This window comes from Rhodococcus sp. WAY2, from assembly GCF_009859915.1.
Classification (GTDB): domain Bacteria; phylum Actinomycetota; class Actinomycetes; order Mycobacteriales; family Mycobacteriaceae; genus Rhodococcus_F; species Rhodococcus_F oxybenzonivorans.
In genome coordinates, this window is record NZ_CP046572.1 from 1,814,127 (window position 1) to 1,833,674 (window position 19,548).

At 65.2% G+C, this 19,548-nt stretch carries 13 protein-coding genes; 10 read left to right on the forward strand and 3 right to left on the reverse strand.

The annotated features are described in order from the left end of the window. Positions 1-404 precede the first annotated feature (404 nt). Together rpoB and GFS60_RS08540 are read left to right on the forward strand one after the other, a co-directional pair. Positions 405-3,911, forward strand: coding sequence for a DNA-directed RNA polymerase subunit beta (rpoB, locus tag GFS60_RS08535; RefSeq protein ID WP_109327991.1), 3,507 nt, complete (start codon positions 405-407; stop codon positions 3,909-3,911). A 119-nt stretch (positions 3,912-4,030) separates the two neighbouring features. Beyond that, the gene (locus GFS60_RS08540) at positions 4,031-7,987 is read left to right on the forward strand and encodes a DNA-directed RNA polymerase subunit beta' (RefSeq protein WP_109327993.1); all 3,957 of its coding nucleotides are present in this window, start codon (positions 4,031-4,033) and stop codon (positions 7,985-7,987) included. A 112-nt stretch (positions 7,988-8,099) separates the two neighbouring features. Here GFS60_RS08540 and GFS60_RS08545 read toward each other — a convergent pair whose 3' ends face one another. Then, positions 8,100-8,612, reverse strand: coding sequence for a SixA phosphatase family protein (locus GFS60_RS08545; RefSeq protein WP_159920391.1), 513 nt, complete (start codon positions 8,610-8,612; stop codon positions 8,100-8,102). A 68-nt stretch (positions 8,613-8,680) separates the two neighbouring features. Between GFS60_RS08545 and GFS60_RS08550 the strand changes: the two genes are divergently transcribed. After that, on the forward strand, positions 8,681-9,550 hold the full coding sequence (locus GFS60_RS08550; protein ID WP_159920393.1) for an alpha/beta fold hydrolase: 870 nt from the start codon (positions 8,681-8,683) through the stop codon (positions 9,548-9,550). On the opposite strand, the gene GFS60_RS08555 is transcribed toward GFS60_RS08550, so the two are convergent. Continuing rightward, on the reverse strand, positions 9,547-10,563 hold the full coding sequence (locus GFS60_RS08555) for an aldo/keto reductase (protein ID WP_159920395.1): 1,017 nt from the start codon (positions 10,561-10,563) through the stop codon (positions 9,547-9,549). The genes GFS60_RS08550 and GFS60_RS08555 overlap by 4 nt on opposite strands. 134 nt (positions 10,564-10,697) lie before the next feature. Here GFS60_RS08555 and GFS60_RS08560 point away from each other — a divergent pair, with 134 nt between their 5' ends. Beyond that, positions 10,698-11,534, forward strand: coding sequence for a helix-turn-helix transcriptional regulator (locus GFS60_RS08560; protein ID WP_159920397.1), 837 nt, complete (start codon positions 10,698-10,700; stop codon positions 11,532-11,534). On the opposite strand, the gene GFS60_RS08565 is transcribed toward GFS60_RS08560, so the two are convergent. Further along, entirely contained in the window at positions 11,535-12,314 is a 780-nt protein-coding gene (locus GFS60_RS08565; protein WP_159920399.1) for an acyl-[acyl-carrier-protein] thioesterase, read from the reverse strand. It lies immediately after the preceding gene. Positions 12,315-12,466: 152 nt separating this feature from the next. Here GFS60_RS08565 and GFS60_RS08570 point away from each other — a divergent pair, with 152 nt between their 5' ends. From GFS60_RS08570 to GFS60_RS08595, 6 genes are all read left to right on the forward strand, one after another. Next, positions 12,467-14,128: an FAD-dependent oxidoreductase gene (locus tag GFS60_RS08570; RefSeq protein WP_159920401.1), complete on the forward strand. Its 1,662-nt coding sequence runs from the start codon at positions 12,467-12,469 to the stop codon at positions 14,126-14,128. 36 nt (positions 14,129-14,164) lie between these two features. Continuing rightward, complete coding sequence (locus GFS60_RS08575; protein ID WP_159920403.1) at positions 14,165-15,139, forward strand: NADPH:quinone oxidoreductase family protein; 975 nt, start codon at positions 14,165-14,167, stop codon at positions 15,137-15,139. Between the two features lie 81 nt (positions 15,140-15,220). Beyond that, complete coding sequence (locus GFS60_RS08580; RefSeq protein WP_159920405.1) at positions 15,221-15,691, forward strand: MarR family winged helix-turn-helix transcriptional regulator; 471 nt, start codon at positions 15,221-15,223, stop codon at positions 15,689-15,691. Next, positions 15,688-17,217: a DHA2 family efflux MFS transporter permease subunit gene (locus GFS60_RS08585; protein WP_159920407.1), complete on the forward strand. Its 1,530-nt coding sequence runs from the start codon at positions 15,688-15,690 to the stop codon at positions 17,215-17,217. Before GFS60_RS08580 ends, GFS60_RS08585 begins: the two co-directional genes overlap by 4 nt. Positions 17,218-17,375: 158 nt before the next feature. Continuing rightward, a complete protein-coding gene (locus tag GFS60_RS08590; protein WP_159920409.1) occupies positions 17,376-18,473 on the forward strand; it encodes an LLM class flavin-dependent oxidoreductase in 1,098 nt (365 codons plus the stop codon). 87 nt (positions 18,474-18,560) lie between these two features. Then, complete coding sequence (locus GFS60_RS08595; protein ID WP_159920411.1) at positions 18,561-19,538, forward strand: pirin family protein; 978 nt, start codon at positions 18,561-18,563, stop codon at positions 19,536-19,538. Positions 19,539-19,548 lie beyond the last annotated feature (10 nt).

A 19,548-nucleotide genomic window follows, 5' to 3' on the forward strand; every position in this document is an offset into this window, starting at 1 on the left:
AGGTCTCGGCGATCGCGTGGGCATATTGTTCACCGCCCCCGGGCTGCGGGGAAGGGGTGGTGAACAGGCGCGGCGGGCGGTTCTCGACGACGCGGAGACGACGCGACACGCACGCTGACTCTTGACGCCGGGGTGATCACGCGTCACTCTGATGCGTGAACATGCGCTTCCGGCGCATGGCCGAGCGCCCGGCTGGGTGCTCCTTCGGCTGCCCGACTCGACATCTGCTGAGTTTGGGTGTACTTTTGGACGTTGCGCTGGCTGCCTCCTGTCCACCTCTCGTCTCAACTGCTGTGAAGTGTTTCCACTTCTCGCCTCTGTGACGGGTTTCGTTCGGGTTGTAACCAGCGAAATTCAAAGCAGATACAGCGGCGGTCGCAACAGCACAGAGCGGCCCGCGTGAGGTGCTGGAAGGACGCATCTTGGCAGTCTCTAGCCAGACCAAGGCAGTTTCCGGAATCCCCGGAGCCCCGAAGAGGGTTTCGTTCGCGAAAATTCGCGAACCCCTCGAAGTTCCCGGGCTTCTTGATGTACAAACCGATTCGTTCGAGTGGTTGATCGGTGCGCAGAGCTGGCGCGAGCGCGCCGCCGCTCGTGGCGACAGCGCAATCTCCGGCGGTCTCGAGGACATTCTCGCGGAGCTTTCTCCGATCGAGGACTTCTCGGGCTCGATGTCTCTGTCCTTCTCGGACCCACGCTTCGACGAGGTCAAGGCCTCGACGGACGAGTGCAAAGACAAAGACATGACCTACGCGGCGCCGTTGTTCGTCACCGCGGAGTTCATCAACAACAACACCGGTGAGATCAAGAGCCAGACGGTCTTCATGGGTGACTTCCCGATGATGACCGACAAGGGCACGTTCATCATCAACGGCACCGAGCGCGTCGTCGTCTCGCAGCTGGTGCGTTCCCCTGGCGTGTACTTCGACCATTCGGTCGACAAGGGCACCGAGAAGGACCTGCACAGCGTCAAGGTCATCCCCGGCCGTGGTGCATGGCTCGAGTTCGACGTCGACAAGCGCGACACCGTTGGTGTCCGCATCGACCGCAAGCGTCGTCAGCCCGTCACCGTGCTGCTGAAGGCCCTCGGCTGGACCACCGAGCAGATCACCGAGCGTTTCGGCTTCTCGGAGATCCTCATGGCCACGCTGGAGAAGGACAACACCGCGGGCACCGACGAGGCGCTGCTCGACATCTACCGCAAGCTGCGCCCGGGCGAGCCGCCCACCAAGGAGAGCGCGCAGACGCTGCTGGAGAACCTGTTCTTCAAGGACAAGCGGTACGACCTGGCACGCGTGGGTCGCTACAAGATCAACAAGAAGCTGGGCCTGAACACCGGGCAGCCGATCGTGGCGTCGACCCTCACCGAGGAAGACATTGTCGCCACCATCGAGTACCTGGTGCGCCTGCACGCCGGTGACACCGAGATGACCGCCCCCGGCGGCGTCACGGTCCCCGTCGAGGTCGACGACATCGACCACTTCGGTAACCGTCGCCTGCGCACGGTCGGTGAGCTCATCCAGAACCAGATCCGCGTGGGCCTGTCCCGCATGGAGCGTGTGGTTCGTGAGCGCATGACCACCCAGGACGTCGAGGCGATCACGCCGCAGACACTGATCAACATCCGGCCCGTCGTCGCTGCGATCAAGGAGTTCTTCGGAACCTCCCAGCTGTCGCAGTTCATGGACCAGAACAACCCGCTGTCGGGGCTGACGCACAAGCGTCGTCTGTCCGCCCTCGGCCCGGGCGGTCTGTCGCGCGAAAGGGCTGGTCTGGAGGTGCGAGACGTTCACCCGTCGCACTACGGCCGCATGTGCCCGATCGAGACCCCTGAGGGTCCGAACATCGGTCTGATCGGTTCGTTGTCGGTGTACGCACGGGTCAACCCGTTCGGCTTCATCGAGACGCCGTACCGCAAGGTCGTCGACGGCCAGGTCACGGACCAGGTCGACTACCTGACCGCGGACGAAGAGGACCGCCACGTCGTCGCCCAGGCCAACTCGGCCATCGACGCCAACGGTCACTTCACCGACGACCGCATTCTGGTTCGTCGTAAGGGCGGCGAGGTCGAGTTCGTGTCGTCCGCCGACATCGACTACATGGACGTCTCGCCGCGACAGATGGTGTCCGTCGCAACCGCGATGATCCCGTTCCTCGAGCACGACGACGCCAACCGTGCCCTCATGGGCGCGAACATGCAGCGTCAGGCGGTGCCGCTCGTTCGCAGTGAGGCTCCGCTGGTCGGCACCGGCATGGAGCTGCGGGCTGCAGTCGACGCCGGCGACGTCATCATCACCGAGAAGACCGGTGTCGTGGAAGAGGTCTCCGCGGACTACGTCACGGTCATGGCCGACGACGGAACCCGCAAGACCTACCGGATGCGCAAGTTCGCGCGTTCGAATCAGGGCACCTGTGCCAACCAGCGTCCGATCGTGGACGAGGGACAGCGTGTCGAGACCGGACAGGTCCTCGCCGACGGCCCCTGCACCGAAAACGGTGAGATGGCCCTCGGAAAGAACCTCCTCGTCGCGATCATGCCGTGGGAAGGCCACAACTACGAGGACGCGATCATCCTGTCGCAGCGCCTCGTGGAGGAGGACGTTCTCACCTCGATCCACATCGAGGAGCACGAGATCGATGCCCGCGACACCAAGCTCGGTGCCGAGGAGATCACTCGGGACATCCCGAACGTCTCCGACGAGGTCCTCGCCGACCTCGACGAGCGCGGCATCATCCGTATCGGTGCCGAGGTTCGTGACGGTGACGTGCTGGTCGGAAAGGTCACGCCCAAGGGCGAGACCGAGCTGACCCCCGAGGAGCGCCTGCTGCGCGCCATCTTCGGTGAGAAGGCTCGTGAGGTCCGCGACACGTCGCTCAAGGTTCCGCACGGTGAGACCGGCAAGGTCATCGGAATCCGCGTGTTCTCGCGCGACGACGACGACGATCTGCCCCCCGGTGTCAACGAGCTGGTCCGCGTCTACGTGGCACAGAAGCGCAAGATCCAGGACGGCGACAAGCTCGCCGGCCGCCACGGCAACAAGGGCGTCATCGGCAAGATCCTCCCCCAGGAGGACATGCCGTTCCTGCCCGACGGCACCCCGGTGGACATCATCCTGAACACCCACGGTGTTCCGCGTCGTATGAACATCGGTCAGATCTTGGAGACCCACCTCGGGTGGATCGGCAAGACGGGCTGGAACGTGCAGGTCGCCGGCGACGGCTCGCGTCCCGATTGGGCCGAGCAGCTGCCGGAGGAGATGCTGTCCGCTCCCGCCGACTCCAACATCGCCACCCCCGTGTTCGACGGTGCCAAGGAAGACGAGCTCACCGGTCTTCTCGGTTCGACACTGCCGAACCGTGACGGCGAAGTGATGGTCGCGTCCGACGGAAAGGCCACCTTGTTCGACGGCCGTTCCGGCGAGCCGTTCCCGTACCCGGTGTCGGTCGGCTACATGTACATCATCAAGCTGCACCACCTGGTCGACGACAAGATCCACGCTCGTTCGACCGGTCCGTACTCGATGATCACCCAGCAGCCGCTCGGCGGTAAGGCCCAGTTCGGTGGCCAGCGCTTCGGTGAGATGGAGTGCTGGGCGATGCAGGCCTACGGCGCGGCTTACACGCTGCAGGAACTGCTCACCATCAAGTCGGACGACGTGGTGGGTCGAGTCAAGGTGTACGAGGCCATCGTCAAGGGCGAGAACATCCCCGAGCCGGGTATCCCGGAGTCGTTCAAGGTGCTCCTCAAGGAGCTTCAGTCGCTCTGCCTGAACGTGGAGGTGCTGTCCTCGGACGGTGCGGCCATCGCGATGGCGGACGGCGACGACGAGGACCTCGAGCGCGCCGCGGCGAACCTGGGCATCAACTTGTCCCGGAACGAAGCGGCCACGGTCGACGACCTCGCGAACTAGGTTTCGGTCTCCGGGCCCGTGAGAAATCAGGGGCCCGGGGGCGTAGTTCACATTTGAATTGGCAGTCAGGTATCAGCGGCCACCGCTGATCCACAATCCCTCTGGGGAAAGGAAGTTACGTGCTCGACGTCAACTTCTTCGATGAACTCCGCATTGGCCTCGCCAGTGCAGAGGACATCCGCAATTGGTCCTACGGCGAGGTCAAGAAGCCGGAGACCATCAACTACCGCACGCTCAAGCCCGAGAAGGACGGCCTCTTCTGCGAGAAGATCTTCGGCCCCACCCGGGACTGGGAGTGCTACTGCGGTAAGTACAAGCGTGTCCGTTTCAAGGGCATCATCTGTGAGCGTTGCGGCGTCGAGGTCACTCGCGCCAAGGTTCGCCGTGAGCGGATGGGCCACATCGAACTGGCTGCCCCGGTCACCCACATCTGGTACTTCAAGGGCGTGCCCAGCCGGCTCGGCTACCTGCTCGATCTTGCGCCGAAGGATCTCGAAAAGATCATCTACTTCGCCGCATACGTAATCGTCGGTGTCGACGAGGAACTGCGTCACAATGAGCTCTCCACGCTCGAAGCCGAGATGCAGGTCGAGAAGAAGGCTGTCGCGGATCAGCGTGACGCCGACCTCGAGGCTCGCGCGCAGAAGCTCGAGGCCGACATTGCCGAACTCGAGGCCGAGGGCGCAAAGTCCGACGTCCGCCGCAAGGTCAAGGACGGCGGCGAGCGCGAGATGCGTCAGCTCCGCGATCGCGCCCAGCGCGAGCTGGATCGTCTCGACGAGATCTGGACCACGTTCACCAAGCTGAGCGTCAAGCAGCTCATCGTCGACGAGCTGCTGTACCGCGAGCTGGTCGACCGCTACGGCGAGTACTTCACCGGTGCCATGGGCGCCGAGTCGATCCAGAAGTTGATGGAGAACTTCGACATCGACGCCGAAGCGGAGAACCTGCGTGAGACCATCCGCAGCGGCAAGGGGCAGAAGAAGCTCCGCGCACTGAAGCGTCTCAAGGTCGTCGCAGCTTTCCAGACGAACCAGAACTCGCCGATGGGCATGGTTCTCAACGCCGTTCCGGTGATCCCGCCGGAGCTGCGGCCGATGGTGCAGCTCGACGGTGGACGTTTCGCCACGTCCGACCTGAACGACCTGTACCGCCGCGTCATCAACCGCAACAACCGCCTCAAGCGACTGATCGACCTCGGGGCTCCCGAGATCATCGTCAACAACGAGAAGCGGATGCTGCAGGAGTCGGTGGACGCACTCTTCGACAACGGCCGTCGCGGCCGTCCGGTCACCGGTCCCGGTAACCGCCCGCTGAAGTCCCTGAGCGACCTGCTCAAAGGCAAGCAGGGTCGATTCCGTCAGAACCTGCTCGGTAAGCGCGTCGACTACTCGGGTCGTTCCGTCATCGTCGTCGGTCCTCAGCTGAAGCTGCACCAGTGTGGTCTGCCCAAGCTGATGGCTCTCGAGCTGTTCAAGCCGTTCGTGATGAAGCGTCTGGTCGACCTGAACCACGCGCAGAACATCAAGTCCGCCAAGCGCATGGTGGAACGTCAGCGCGCACAGGTGTGGGACGTCCTCGAAGAGGTCATCGCCGAGCACCCCGTGCTGCTGAACCGTGCACCGACGCTGCACCGCCTGGGCATCCAGGCCTTCGAGCCGCAGCTGGTCGAGGGCAAGGCCATCCAGCTCCACCCGCTGGTGTGTGAGGCGTTCAACGCCGACTTCGACGGTGACCAGATGGCCGTGCACCTTCCGCTGTCCGCGGAGGCGCAGGCCGAGGCGCGCATCCTGATGCTGTCGTCGAACAACATCCTCTCGCCCGCGTCGGGTCGACCGCTCGCCATGCCGCGTCTGGACATGGTCACCGGTCTGTACCACCTGACCCGGTTGGACGAGGGCGCCACCGGCGAGCTGAAGGCTTCCGACGGAGAGGGCGCCGAACAGGGCGTGTACTCCTCGCCTGCCGAGGCTCAGATGGCCGTCGATCGTGGTGCGCTGGTCGTCCAGGCGAAGATCAAGGTGCGGCTCACGCAGCAGCGCCCGCCTCGTGACCTCGAGTCGGAGCTGTTCCCCGAGGGCTGGAACTACGGTGACGGCTGGACCGCGGAGACGACCCTGGGTCGGGTGCTCTTCAACGAGCTGCTCCCGGCGGACTACCCGTTCGTCAACGAGCAGATGCCGAAGAAGCGTCAGGCGACGATCATCAACGACCTCGCCGAGCGTTACCCCATGATCGTGGTCGCGCAGACCGTCGACAAGCTGAAGGACGCCGGCTTCTACTGGGCCACGCGTTCCGGTGTCACGGTCTCCATCTCCGACGTCCTCGTGCCGCCGGAGAAGGCTCAGATCATGGAGTCCTTCGAGGCTCAGGCCGATCAGATCGAGAAGAAGTACCAGCGTGGTGCCCTGAACAAGACCGAGCGCAACAGTGCCCTGGTCAAGATCTGGTCCGAGGCCACCGACGAGGTCGGTAAGGCCATGGAGGCCCACTTCCCCGACGACAACCCGATCCCGATGATCGTGAAGTCCGGCGCCGCCGGCAACATGACTCAGGTTCGTTCGCTCGCCGGTATGAAGGGTCTGGTGACCAACCCGAAGGGTGAGTTCATCCCGCGTCCGATCAAGTCTTCCTTCAAGGAAGGCCTGACCGTTCTCGAATACTTCATCAACACGCACGGTGCCCGTAAGGGTCTGGCCGACACCGCGCTGCGTACCGCCGACTCGGGTTACCTGACCCGTCGTCTGGTGGACGTGTCGCAGGACGTCATCGTTCGTGAGGTCGACTGTGGAACCGAGCGTGGCATCGTCACCACCATCGCGGAGAAGCAGCCCGATGGCACGATGATCCGCGATGCTCACGTCGAGACCAGCACGTACGCCCGTACGCTGGCCGCCGACGCGGTCGACGCGAACGGCAACGTCATCGTCGAGCGTGGTCACGACCTGGGCGACCCGGCTATCGATGCGCTGCTCGAAGCGGGTATCACGCAGGTCAAGGTCCGTTCGGTGCTCACCTGCACCACCGGCACCGGCGTCTGCGCCACCTGCTACGGCCGCAGCATGGCCACCGGCAAGCTGGTCGACATCGGTGAGGCCGTCGGTATCGTCGCCGCACAGTCCATCGGTGAGCCCGGCACCCAGCTGACCATGCGTACGTTCCACCAGGGTGGTGTCGCAGGAGACGACATCACCGGTGGTCTGCCGCGTGTTCAGGAACTGTTCGAGGCCCGCGTCCCCAAGGGCAAGGCCCCGATCGCCGACGTCACCGGACGTGTCCAGCTCGAGGACGGCGACCGCTTCTACAAGATCACCATCGTCCCGGACGACGGTGGCGAAGAGGTTGTCTACGACAAGCTCTCGAAGCGTCAGCGTCTGCGTGTCTTCAAGCACGAGGACGGCACCGAACGCCTTCTGGCCGACGGTGACCACGTCGAGGTCGGTCAGCAGCTCATGGAAGGTGCTGCCGATCCCCACGAGGTGCTGCGTGTCATGGGCCCCCGCCAGGTGCAGATCCACCTCGTCAACGAGGTCCAGGAGGTGTACCGGAGCCAGGGTGTGTCGATCCACGACAAGCACATCGAGGTCATCGTGCGCCAGATGCTGCGTCGCGTGACGATCATCGACTCGGGTGCCACGGAGTTCCTGCCCGGTTCGTTGACCGAGCGGGCCGACTTCGAGGCGGCCAACCGTCGGGTCGTGTCCGAAGGTGGCGAGCCTGCGGCCGGTCGTCCGGTGCTCATGGGTATCACCAAGGCATCGCTGGCCACCGACTCGTGGCTGTCTGCGGCGTCGTTCCAGGAGACCACTCGCGTGCTGACCGATGCGGCAATCAACTGCCGCTCGGACAAGCTGATCGGTCTGAAGGAAAACGTGATCATCGGAAAGCTGATCCCCGCCGGTACCGGTATCAACCGTTACCGCAACATCCAGGTTCAGCCCACCGAAGAGGCACGTGCGGCGGCGTACGCGGTTCCGTCCTACGACGACCAGTACTACAGCCCGGACGGCTTCGGCCAGAACACCGGTGCTGCAGTGCCGCTGGACGATTACGGGTTCAGCAACGATTACCGGTAGGGGCGCAGCCCCTGTGAGTGGTTGACGAGTCTCAGGACTCGTCGGCCGTTCACCCAGACCAGGCCCCACCCCTTTCTCTTCGGGGGTGGGGCCTTTCTGTGTCGGGCCTGTGCTACCGCGGAACGTGGAACGTGGTCAGCGACGCCGAGCTCGAGGTGAGTTCGGTCCAGCTGCACGGGACGGTGAGCACGGCGAGTGCGGATGTCGGGAACTTCTCGCGTATCGCCACCGCATCCCCGGTGTCGGGGTTGCCCGCCAGATCGAGTGCGGTTGTGGGCATTCCGGGGTCGTGTCCGACCACCAGCAGAGTGCGCACCGATGCGTCGGTCTCTGCGATCTCGGCGAGCACCTGCGCGGGGTACGCACCATAGAGCGCCTCGCTGAAGGTAGTTGGTGCAGTGACCCCTGCGGCGGCGAGGGTGTCGCGGGTGCGCACCGAGGTCGAGCACAACACCGCATCGACGGGTGGCTGCATCGCCCTGAGCCAGTCTCCGGCCATCGCGGCCTGGCGTCGGCCCCGAGGGGCGAGCGGGCGGTCGTGGTCGGCGACTCCTGCCGGGTATGCCGACTTCCCGTGCCGCATGAGGATCAGCGTGCGGCTGTGCGGGGTCTTGTGCGTGGCCATGGCTAGACGCTAAGGCATGGTTTCGGATTGTCGAGACGGGCCCCGCAGGGGCCGGTAGCGTCGCAGCCGTGGCCTCCCTCCAGCTAGCCGACGGTCGGACACTCGCGTACGAAGAGTGGGGCGACGTCGACGGCATGCCCGTGTTCTTCGCCCACGGCACCGGGGACTCCCGTCTCGCCCGGTACCCCGACGACACCCTCACCCGGTCGCTCGGCTTGCGGCTGATCACCGCTGACCGCCCCGGCGTGGGGGGCTCCACCCAGCTGCGGGGCCGGAGTCTGCTGGACTGGCCGCAGGATCTCGCCGCTCTCGCGGACGAGCTGGAGATCGAGCGATTCGCCATCGCCGGCTGGTCCGGCGGTGGACCGCACGCGTTGGCCGCCGCGCACCTGCTCGGTGACAGGGTCACCCGGTTGGTGCTGGCCTCCCCGCTCGGCCCGTTCGACGAGGGAGGCTCCCGGGACCTCGTGCTCAATCGCGACCTGCGCATGATCTGGCGACTCAACCATGCTCGTTTCGTCGCCACCGCTGCAGCGCGACACGAGTCGAAAGCGTCCCGCCGCGATCTGCAGAAGTTCGTCACACACCTCGCCGAGGAGGCCCCCGCGGACCGGGACGTGCTGCTCGACCCGGTGCTGGAGCAGATGTTCGAGGAGGAGATGGGAGAGGCTCTGGTGCAGGGTGGCGTCGGAGTTCTCGACGACATGTGGGCGTTCCTGGAGTGGGGGTTCGTGCCCGAGGACATCTCCCAGCCGGTCGACGTGTTCTACGGCGACGCCGACGACATCCTCGCCCCGGAGATGTATCGGCGCCTCGCCCAGCGACTCGGCGCCGCCGACACCCATGTCTGGGTGGGCGGCGGCCACTACCAGGTGTTCGCCCGCTGGGCCGAGTTCCTGCAGCCGTTGGTCGCCGGCCGCCGCGGCGCTGTGAACTAGCTTTGCCCGACCGTGGTCCGTTCACTGTCGAGCTGGGCCATCTGCGCGGGTGCGTAGCGGTCGCCGGCGACCGCGGAATCGGGAACCGCTGCGGCAATGCCGGCCAGGTCCGCGGCGCTCAGGTGCACGTCGAGCGCGCCGAGCGTTTCGGTGAGGCGGGTGACCTTGCGGGCGCCGACGACCGGGACGATGTCGCCTCCCTGCGCGAGCACCCAGGCGATCGCGAGTTGTGCGACGGTCACCCCGTGTTGCGCGGCGAGTTCGGCCATCGTGTCGACGAGCCGCAGATTCTGTCGGAGGTTCTCACCCTGGAAGCGCGGGCTGTAGGCGCGGAAATCGTCGGGCGCCAGCGCGGAATTCGATCGCAGTGAGTCGCTGAGCAGACCGCGGGACAGCACCCCGTACGCGGTGACGCCGATGCCGAGTTCGCGGCACAGGGGGAGGATCTCGTTCTCGATGCCGCGCGAGATCAGCGAGTACTCGATCTGGAGGTCGGCGATGGGATGCACGGCGGCTGCTCGGCGGATCGTCTCGGGGCCCACCTCCGACAGGCCGATATGCCGCACGTAGCCGGCCTCGACCAGTTCGCCGATCGCGCCGACAGTGTCCTCGATCGGCACGCTGGGGTCGAGGCGGGCGGGACGGTAGATGTCGATGTAGTCGACGCCGAGTCGCTGCAGCGAGTAGGCGAGGAAGTTGCGGATCGAGTCGGGCCGGTTGTCGACTCCGCCCCACCTGCCTCCCGGTCCGCGCATTGCGCCGAACTTCACGCTCAACGTGACGTCCTCGCGCCTGCGTCCGGACAGCGCTGCCCCGATCAGGGTCTCGTTGTGACCGGACCCGTAGAAGTCGCCGGTGTCGATGAGGTCGATTCCCTCATCGAGGGCGGCGTGGATCGTTGCGGTCGACTCCGCGTCTTCCGACCGGCCGTACATCCCGGACATGCCCATGGCACCGAGTCCGATCCGGCTGACGGTGGGACCTGTGGTTCCGAGTGAGGTTGTGGGGACCATGATGTGCTCCTGACGGTCGTCGTGGTGTGGGACCGACACCAGCGTGATCCGCTCGGGACACGACAACCAGAGACCCTTCATCGGGGGACCGGCGATCCCTGGCAGAGCATTCAGGTGTGGGGCACAGTTGGTCCATGGACCGCACCGAGCTGGCCGACTTCCTCCGCCGTCGCAGAGAGCAGTTGGTCCCGGCGGATGTGGGCTTACCGCCGGGTGTCCGGCGCCGGACACCCGGACTGCGACGCGATGAGGTCGCGCTGCTCGCAGGTATGTCCACCGACTACTACACCCGGCTCGAGCAGGCTCGCGGGCCGCACCCGTCGACCTCGGTACTGGCCTCCCTTGCGCGGGCACTGAGGCTGAACGATGACCAGCGTGACCATCTCTACTTGTTGTCGGGACAGGTGCCACCGCTGCGAGCGGCAGGGGACAAGCACGTCGGACCGGGACTTCTGCACCTGCTGGACAAGCTCGACGACACCCCGGCCTGCGTCATCTCCGACCTCGGTGAGGTGCTGATGCAGAACCGCATGCACGTCGCCCTGTTCGGGGACGCGTCCGCGTTCTCCGGTCTCGACCGCTACCTTCCGTGGCGGTATTTCGTGCACCCGGAGGAACGCTCCATGTTCCCCGACGATGAACACGAGCGGCTCGCCGCAAACCAGATCGCGGATCTGCGGGCTACCGCGGCGCGTCGGGCGGGCGACGCCGACGTGACGGAATTGGTGACTCGACTCCGCGAGCGCAGCCCCGAGTTCGCCGCACTGTGGGACCGTCATGACGTGGCGGTCCGCCGCTCCGACACCAAGAGCGTGCTCCACGCGGAGGTCGGACGGATCGACCTCGTGTGCGAGACGCTTCTGACGCCGAGCGCCTACCAGCACCTGCTGGTGTACCTGCCGCAACCGGGTTCGGACGCCCGGGCGAAGCTCGATGTGCTGCGGGTGATCGGTATCCAGCAGATGGTCTGATCACACGGAGAGGGGACCAACCTTGGCGACTGCCCGCACGGTGTCGTCGACCAGGAACCACACCGTCAACGACGTGTCGTCGCGGCGCGAGCGAAGAACGATCTTGTCCGTCGACACGATCGGCGACAGGTACTCGAGCACGGCGCGATGCGGGTTGTCGACGAGGCGGCCGCCACCCGGGTGCTCGTGATCGGCCAACAACTCTTCCACCGCTTGCCAGTAGACGGCGTTGTTGACGTGGTCGAACGGGTCGATGTCGGTGCGGCGCAGCCCGAATGGCGTCTCCTCGACGCCTTCCTCGTCGGTCGACGGAGCGTCCTCGACCAACCAGCGCTTCCACTTCAAGCGCGTTTCGTTGGCGGACTCACCGAGTGCATCGATGAACCCGTCCTCGATACGCGTCGGCATCCCGGTTTCGGCGCTGATATGAATCCAGAAACCTTCGGTCTCGATCAGCGCGCCCTTTTCGCCTTCGATCTGCACCCGCATGTTCGTCCATCGGGTGGACAACCCCGAACACCAGCGGCGAAGGTGCACGCGTTCAGGCCACACCGCCGGACGGATGATGTCGATGACCGTCCGGCGGACTATCCACAGGGGGTGGCTCTCGGCGGCGTCGACGGCCTCGAGGTTGTCCAGCCCGGCGTCCTGCAGGTAGCGGGCGATCCCGTCGAGGCGCAGTCGCTTGGCCGCGTCGATGTCCCCGGTGCGTACGGGCCACGAAGTCTCGAAAACTCGGCCGCGATCGGGGAGCACGGCCAGTGGCTGATCGAGTGACAAGGTGCGTTTCCTTCGCTCGTGGACAGTCTCCTGATTCTCGCATTCGGCGGCGAGGGTTGTTCGGAGACGCGTTTCTCAGTACAGTTTCCATAACTGTTACTTCGTGTAACACACACGAACACATGGTCCGAACAGGTGTGAGGAATCCGCAAATGGCATATGTCATCACGCAGGCGTGCTGCAACGACGCGAGCTGTGTCTCCGCTTGCCCCGTGAACTGCATCCATCCGACGCCGGAGGAGCGGGAGTTCGCTCAGACCGAGATGCTCCACATCGACCCCGAGACCTGCATCGACTGCGGGGCGTGCGTCGACGCCTGTCCCGTGGACGCGATCTTCCCGGAAGACAAGCTCCTGGGATCGCTCACCCGCTACAAGGACATCAACGCCGACTATTACACGACCAACCCCATGCCGACGGGGTGGCTTCCGCTCACTCCCGCCACCCCGCCGCGACGGGATCTGGGGAAGCTGCGGGTCGCCGTCGTCGGTGCCGGGCCTGCTGCCTGCTACGCCGCCGGTGAGCTGCTCGAGCGCTCCGACGTCGAGGTCGACATGTTCGAGAAGCTGCCGACGCCGTGGGGCCTCGTCCGCGCCGGGGTCGCGCCGGACCATCCCGGTACCAAGGAGGTGACGCGGATGTTCGAGTGGAGCCTGGACCGCCCGAACTTCGAATTTCACCTCAACGTCGAGGTCGGCAAGCACATCACCCACGACGAGCTCCTCCGGAACCATCACGCGGTCGTCTACGCCGTGGGCGCGTCGAGCGACCGACGGTTGAACATCCCCGGTGAGGACCTGCCCGGAGTGCATGCTGCCACCGAGTTCGTTGCCTGGTACAACGGCCACCCGGACTATGCCGATCGCGCGTTCGACCTCTCCGGGAAGCGGGCCGTGATCGTCGGAAACGGCAACGTCGCGCTGGACGTCGCCCGCATCCTCACGATGAACGTGGCGGAGCTGGAACGGACGGACATCGCCGATCACGCACTTGCTGCATTGCGCAACAGCAACATCGAGGAGGTTGTTCTCCTGGGTCGTCGAGGTCCCGCTCAGGCGGCATACAGCAACCCCGAGTTCCTTGCGCTCGGCGATCTCGAGAACGTGGACGTCGTTATCGACGAGGCCGATCTCGATCTCGATGACGGCAGCCGCGCATTGCTCGACGACCCGGCCACTGCGATGAAGGTCCGGCTGGCGCAGGAGTTCGCCGCACGCACTCCGCGGCCCGGACACAAGCGGATCGTGTTCCGGTACCTGACGTCCCCGCTCGACATCACGGGATCCGGTAGGGCCGAGGCGCTGCGCTTCGGTCGCAACGAACTCGTCGTCGACGAGTCCGGCGCCGTCGTCGCCCGGCCCGTCGACGACACCGGCTCGCTCGACACCTCTCTCGTGCTCCGCTCCATCGGCTACCGCGGCAATCCCGTGGGTGGCGTCGCGTTCGACGAGAAACGTGGCGTCATCCCCAACGAACGCGGCCGCGTATCCGACCGCGTGTACGTCACCGGGTGGATCAAGCGCGGTCCCAGCGGTGTCATCGGAACCAACAAGGCGTGCGCCAAGGAGACGGTCGCCGCCCTGCTCGAGGACTTCGAGGCGGGCAAACTTCGCGGCGACGTCGGAACCCGCAAGGACGTCAAGAAGCTCGTCGAGCGCCGGCAGCCGGAGCAGATCGGTTTCACCGGCTGGCGGGCGATCGACAAGGCCGAGACTGCGCGCGCGGAAGGGTCCGGCCGACCCCGGGTGAAGATGACGGACAAGGTCGAAATGGTGGCTGTCGCCCGCAAGCGGAGACGTCTCTTCGCTCGTTGATCACTTCCGGTCCCGGTACGCGTCTAGCATTCGGGAATGCGCGCAGTGGTGGTGACGGAACTGTCCGGGCCGGATGGCATGACGGTGCAGGAGGTGCCCGAACCGCAGGCTGATGGTGCGGTGCTGATCGATGTCCGGGCGAGTGGGGTGTGTTTCCCCGACCTGCTCATCAGCTACGGCAAGTATCAGATTCGGCCCGAGCCGCCGTTCGTTCCCGGGGCGGAAGTGGCCGGGGTTGTCGTGTCGGCGCCGCCGGACTGCGGGCTCGAACCCGGGCGGCGGGTGCTGGCCGTCTCGCACGTCGGCGGATACGCCGAGCGGGTCGCCGTGCCGCCCGCACAGGTGCTGCCGATCCCCGACTCGCTGAGCTTCGAGGCCGCTGCGTCCCTGATCGTCAACTATCAGACGATGGAGTTCGCGCTGCAACGGCGGGCGCAATTACGTTCCGGAGAGACGGTCGTCGTGCTGGGCGCGGCAGGTGGTGTCGGCACGTCGACGATCCAGCTGGCGAAGGCCCACGGCGCGCGGGTGATCGCCGTCGTGCGGCGGGACGGTGCCGGGGACTTCCTGCGGGAATTGGGCGCCGACGAGGTCGTGCAGCTCAGGGAAGGCTGGGGCGAGCATGTTCGCGCCCTGACCGGTGGTGTCGGCGCACAGGTGGTCGTCGATCCGGTCGGTGGTGACGCATTCGACGAAGCGGTGCGCGTGCTGGCCCCGGAAGGGCGGCTGCTGGTCATCGGGTTCGCCGGCGGAGCGATTCCCGAGGTCAAATTGAATCGTGTGCTCTTTCGCAACATCAGCATCGTCGGGGCGGCGTGGGGTGAATTCCTCCGTACCGAACCGGAGGCGCTGGCCGAGGTGCACGCTGCACTCCTCGGGCACATCGAGCGAGGTCTGACGCCGTTGGTGAAGAGCCGATACCGGCTGGCCGACGCCGCCGAGGCGCTGCGCGACCTCGAGGCGGGGCGCGTAATGGGCAAAGCCGTACTCGTGCAGGATCGCGAGCAGTGACGCTGTGATACCCGACACCGATAATTCGGTTGCGTCATAGTTGCTCTTCGGCAATAGTTGCATGTGCGCTAGCATTTCGGGGTGGCCGACAACTCTCCTGCTCTTCTCTTCGATGCACTCAACGATTTCTTCTCGCAAGTGTTGTGTGTGGGGGAGTCGGAGTCGATGGACGCCCTGATCGAGCTGGACCTCACGTTCTCTCAGGTACGCATGCTTTTCGCGCTTGCGCAGCACGGTGAGCCACTGCCGATCCACGAGGTTGCGGAACGGTTGCGGCTCTCGGTGGCGGCAGCCGGTCGGAACGTCGACCAGCTCGTGAAGCTCGGTCTCGTCGTTCGTCGGGAGGACGACCGTGACCGCCGGGTCAAGCGAGTGTCCTTGTCGGAGGCGGGGCACGAGCTGGCCAACCACCACATCGACTGCAAGCGTGATCAGTTGCGACAGTTCGCATGGCGGATTCCGGAGGCCGAGCGGGCTCGACTGATCGAGGCCCTACAACCGATCCTCGCAGGTAACTTCCTGTGGGAAGACAACCAGGAGACATTCGGATGACATCGCCGAACGCCGCGCCCGCGGTGCCCGACAAGCTCGACGGCACGGTCCTCAAGATCGCGTCGGTGGTGGTGCTCGGCGCCATCATGTCGATCCTCGATGTGACCGTGGTCAGCGTCGCGCTGCCGACATTCGCCACCGAGTTCGACAGCACCTACGCCACCGTTGCGTGGACGATGACCGGGTACACCCTCGCGCTCGCTACCGTCATCCCTCTCACCGGGTGGGCGGCCGACAGGTTCGGCACCAAGCGCCTGTACATGACCGCACTGATCCTGTTCGTGCTCGGCTCGGTGCTGTGTAGTTTCGCCTGGGACATCACGACGCTGATCGGATTCCGCGTGCTTCAAGGTCTCGGCGGCGGCATGTTGATGCCGCTCGGCATGACCATCATGACAAGGGCGGCCGGCCCGGATCGAGTCGGCCGGGTCATGGCGGTGCTCGGTATCCCGATGCTGCTCGGGCCCATCGGCGGTCCGATCCTCGGTGGCTGGCTGATCGAGGCGGCCAGCTGGCACTGGATCTTCCTGATCAACCTGCCCATCGGTATCGTCGCGCTCGCGGCGGCGTTCATCATCCTGCCGTCGGACAAGCCTTCGCCGTCGGAGTCCTTCGATTTCCTCGGAATGCTGCTGCTCTCGCCCGGCCTGGCGTTGTTCCTGTTCGGTGTGTCGTCCATTCCAGAGGTCGGCACCGTGGCCTCGGCCCGAGTGCTGGTGTCCGGAGCCATCGGATTGGTGCTCATCATCGCGTTCGTCTTCCATGCGCTTCGCAAGGATCACCCGCTGATCGACCTCCGCCTGTTCAAGAACCGGCAGTTGTCGGTCGCGGTCATCACGACCTCGCTGTTCATTGTCGCGTTCATGGGTGCAGGTCTGCTCTTCCCGAGTTACTTCATCCAGGTCGGGGGACACACCACTCTGGCTGCCGGTCTGCTGATGGCTCCGCAGGGAATCGGCGCGATGCTGACCATGCCGGTCGCCGGTCGGCTCGTCGACAAGATCGGTCCGGGCAAGATCGTGCTCACGGGTCTGCCGCTGATTCTAGTCGGCCTGGGAGTGTTCACCCAGGTCGCAGGGGATTCACCGGCGTGGCTGCTGATGGGTGCGCTGTTCGTGATGGGCCTGGGAATGGGTTGCACCATGATGCCGCTGATGACCGCAGCCATCGTCACCCTGTCCAACGAGCAGGTCGCGCGCGGTTCTTCGCTGATGAACATCGTCCAGCAGACCGCGGGTTCGATCGGTACCGCCGTCATGTCGGTCGTTCTGACGAACCAGCTACTCGATCGGGGTCTCGACAACCAGACCGTGGCGATGCAGCACGTTCCCGAGGTGGCCGCGCAGCAGCCTCCCGGCGCCGTCGACAGCATTCTGAACGCCGCGGCCGACGCCTTCGGTAACACCTTCATGGTGGCGACCGTGCTCATCGCACTGACTCTGATTCCGGCGTTCCTGTTGCCGCGGAAGAAGACGGTGAATCCGGCGCTCGAAGCAGAGGATGTTCCGCAGATCATGATGCACTGACCGGCTGCGCGGAGGATCCGGCGTATCGCGGCGAGGGGCGGCAAGCACTTCTGTGTTTGCCGCCCTTCGCGTTCCCGGCTACCCGGAATACTCCCATGTGGTTGAATGTTGTATCAGATTGATGCACGCGTGACTGTGCGGTTCGGGAGGAACATCTCATGCAGTTCGGAATATTCACCGTCGGCGACGTGACGACCGATCCGACCACCGGCCGCACTCCGTCCGAGCACGAGCGCATCAAGGCGATGACCACCATTGCCACACACGCCGAAGAGGTCGGGCTCGACGTCTTTGCGACCGGCGAGCATCACAATCCGCCTTTCGTCCCGTCGTCCCCGACGACCATGCTGGGGTATCTCGCCGCCAAGACGAAGAAGATCATCCTCTCGACGTCGACAACGCTGATCACGACCAACGACCCGGTGAAGATCGCCGAGGACTACGCCATGCTGTCGCATCTCGCCGACGGACGCGTCGACCTGATGATGGGCCGCGGCAATACGGCTCCGGTCTATCCGTGGTTCGGTCAGGACATCCGCCAGGGAATTCCGCTGGCGCTCGAGCATTACCGGTTGCTGCGTCGACTCTGGGACGAAGAGGTCGTGGACTGGCAGGGACAGTTCCGTACCCCCTTGCAGGGCTTCACCTCGACGCCGCGGCCGCTCGACGGTATTGCGCCGTTCGTGTGGCACGGCTCCATCCGCAGCCCGGAAATCGCGGAGATCGCGGCCTTTCACGGCGACGGATTCTTCGCGAACAACATCTTCTGGCCCAAAGAGCACTACATCGCGCTGATCAATCTGTACCGGGAGCGCTACGAGCATTACGGTCACGGGCGTGCCGATCAGGCGATCGTCGGATTGGGTGGGCAGGTGTTCATGCGAAAGAACGCTCGGGACGCCGTCGACGAGTTCCGACCCTACTTCGACAACGCCCCGGTGTACGGGCACGGCCCCAGCCTCGAAGACTTTACCGAGCAGACGCCGTTGACGGTCGGGACGCCCGAGCAGGTGATCGAGAAGACCCTCACGTTCGCCGACTTCTTCGGCGACTATCAGCGTCAGCTGTTCCTCGTCGATCATGCAGGCCTTCCCCTGAAGACGGTGCTCGAACAGCTGGACCTGCTCGGTGGCGAGGTGGTTCCTGTGCTGCGCAAAGAGTTTGCCGCGCGTCGTCCGGCGCACGTGCCGGAGAATCCACCGACGCACGCGTCGATGAAGGCCGATCGGACGTTGACCGAGGCCACCCCTCTGTAGAACTGATGTGGCGTCTGTCGACGAGACGAGACCCCGAACGTCGTACACGTGGTACCGCGCAGAGCCGACGAAAGGCACGATGGAATCGTGAGCAATGTGGAAGCGAATTCGGTGGAGAAGCGGTGTGAGTCCCGTCCCGGTGGCGAGGGTATCGAGGTGCTGAGCCCGCGCGAGGTTCCGCTGGGCGGCCCTCGCGCCATGCCGGTCCGGCGCACTCTGCCGCAGCGCGAGCGTTCACTGATCGGGGCGTGGTGTTTCGCCGATCACTACGGCCCGGACGATGTCGGACTCACCGGGGGGATGAACGTCCCGCCGCATCCACACACCGGGCTGCAGACAGTGAGCTGGTTGTTCACCGGCGAAATCGAGCACCGCGACAGTATCGGCTCACACGCCATGGTCCGGCCCGGCGAACTGAACCTGATGACGGCCGGGCGGGGCATCGCACATTCGGAGGTGTCGACGCCGGAGACGCGCATTCTGCACGGCGCCCAGCTGTGGGTGGCGTTGCCCGCCTCGGCTCAGGACGCGCCGCCCGCCTTCGACACCTATGCGCCGGAACCGGTGGAGTTGGACGGCGCAACGGTCCGGGTTTTTCTCGGTACCACGGCGGGGTCGACCTCGCCGGTCCACACATTCTCGCCGCTGTTGGGGGCGGAGGTCCTGCTCGATCCGGGTGCCGACGTCACCTTCGACATCGAACCCGGTTTCGAAGTCGGGGTTCTGGTCGACGAAGGTGACGTCCGTCTACGCGGAACCCCGTTGAAGTGGGCGGAACTCGGCTATCAGCCGCCGGGGTCCTCGGTAGTGGCGTTGCGAAATACCGGTGAGACCCGCGCCCGGCTGCTGCTGCTCGGCGGCGAGCCACTCGGCGAGCAGGTGATCATGTGGTGGAACTTCCTCGGTCGCAGCCACGACGACATCGTCGGCTACCGCCGGGACTGGCAGTCGGAAATCCGTGGCGCAGAGTCCACCGACTACCGGTTCGGAACCGTCGAGGGATACGACGGTTCGGCTTTGCCTGCGCCTGAGCTGCCGAACAGCCGGCTGAAACCCCGCGGCTGATCCCTCGCCC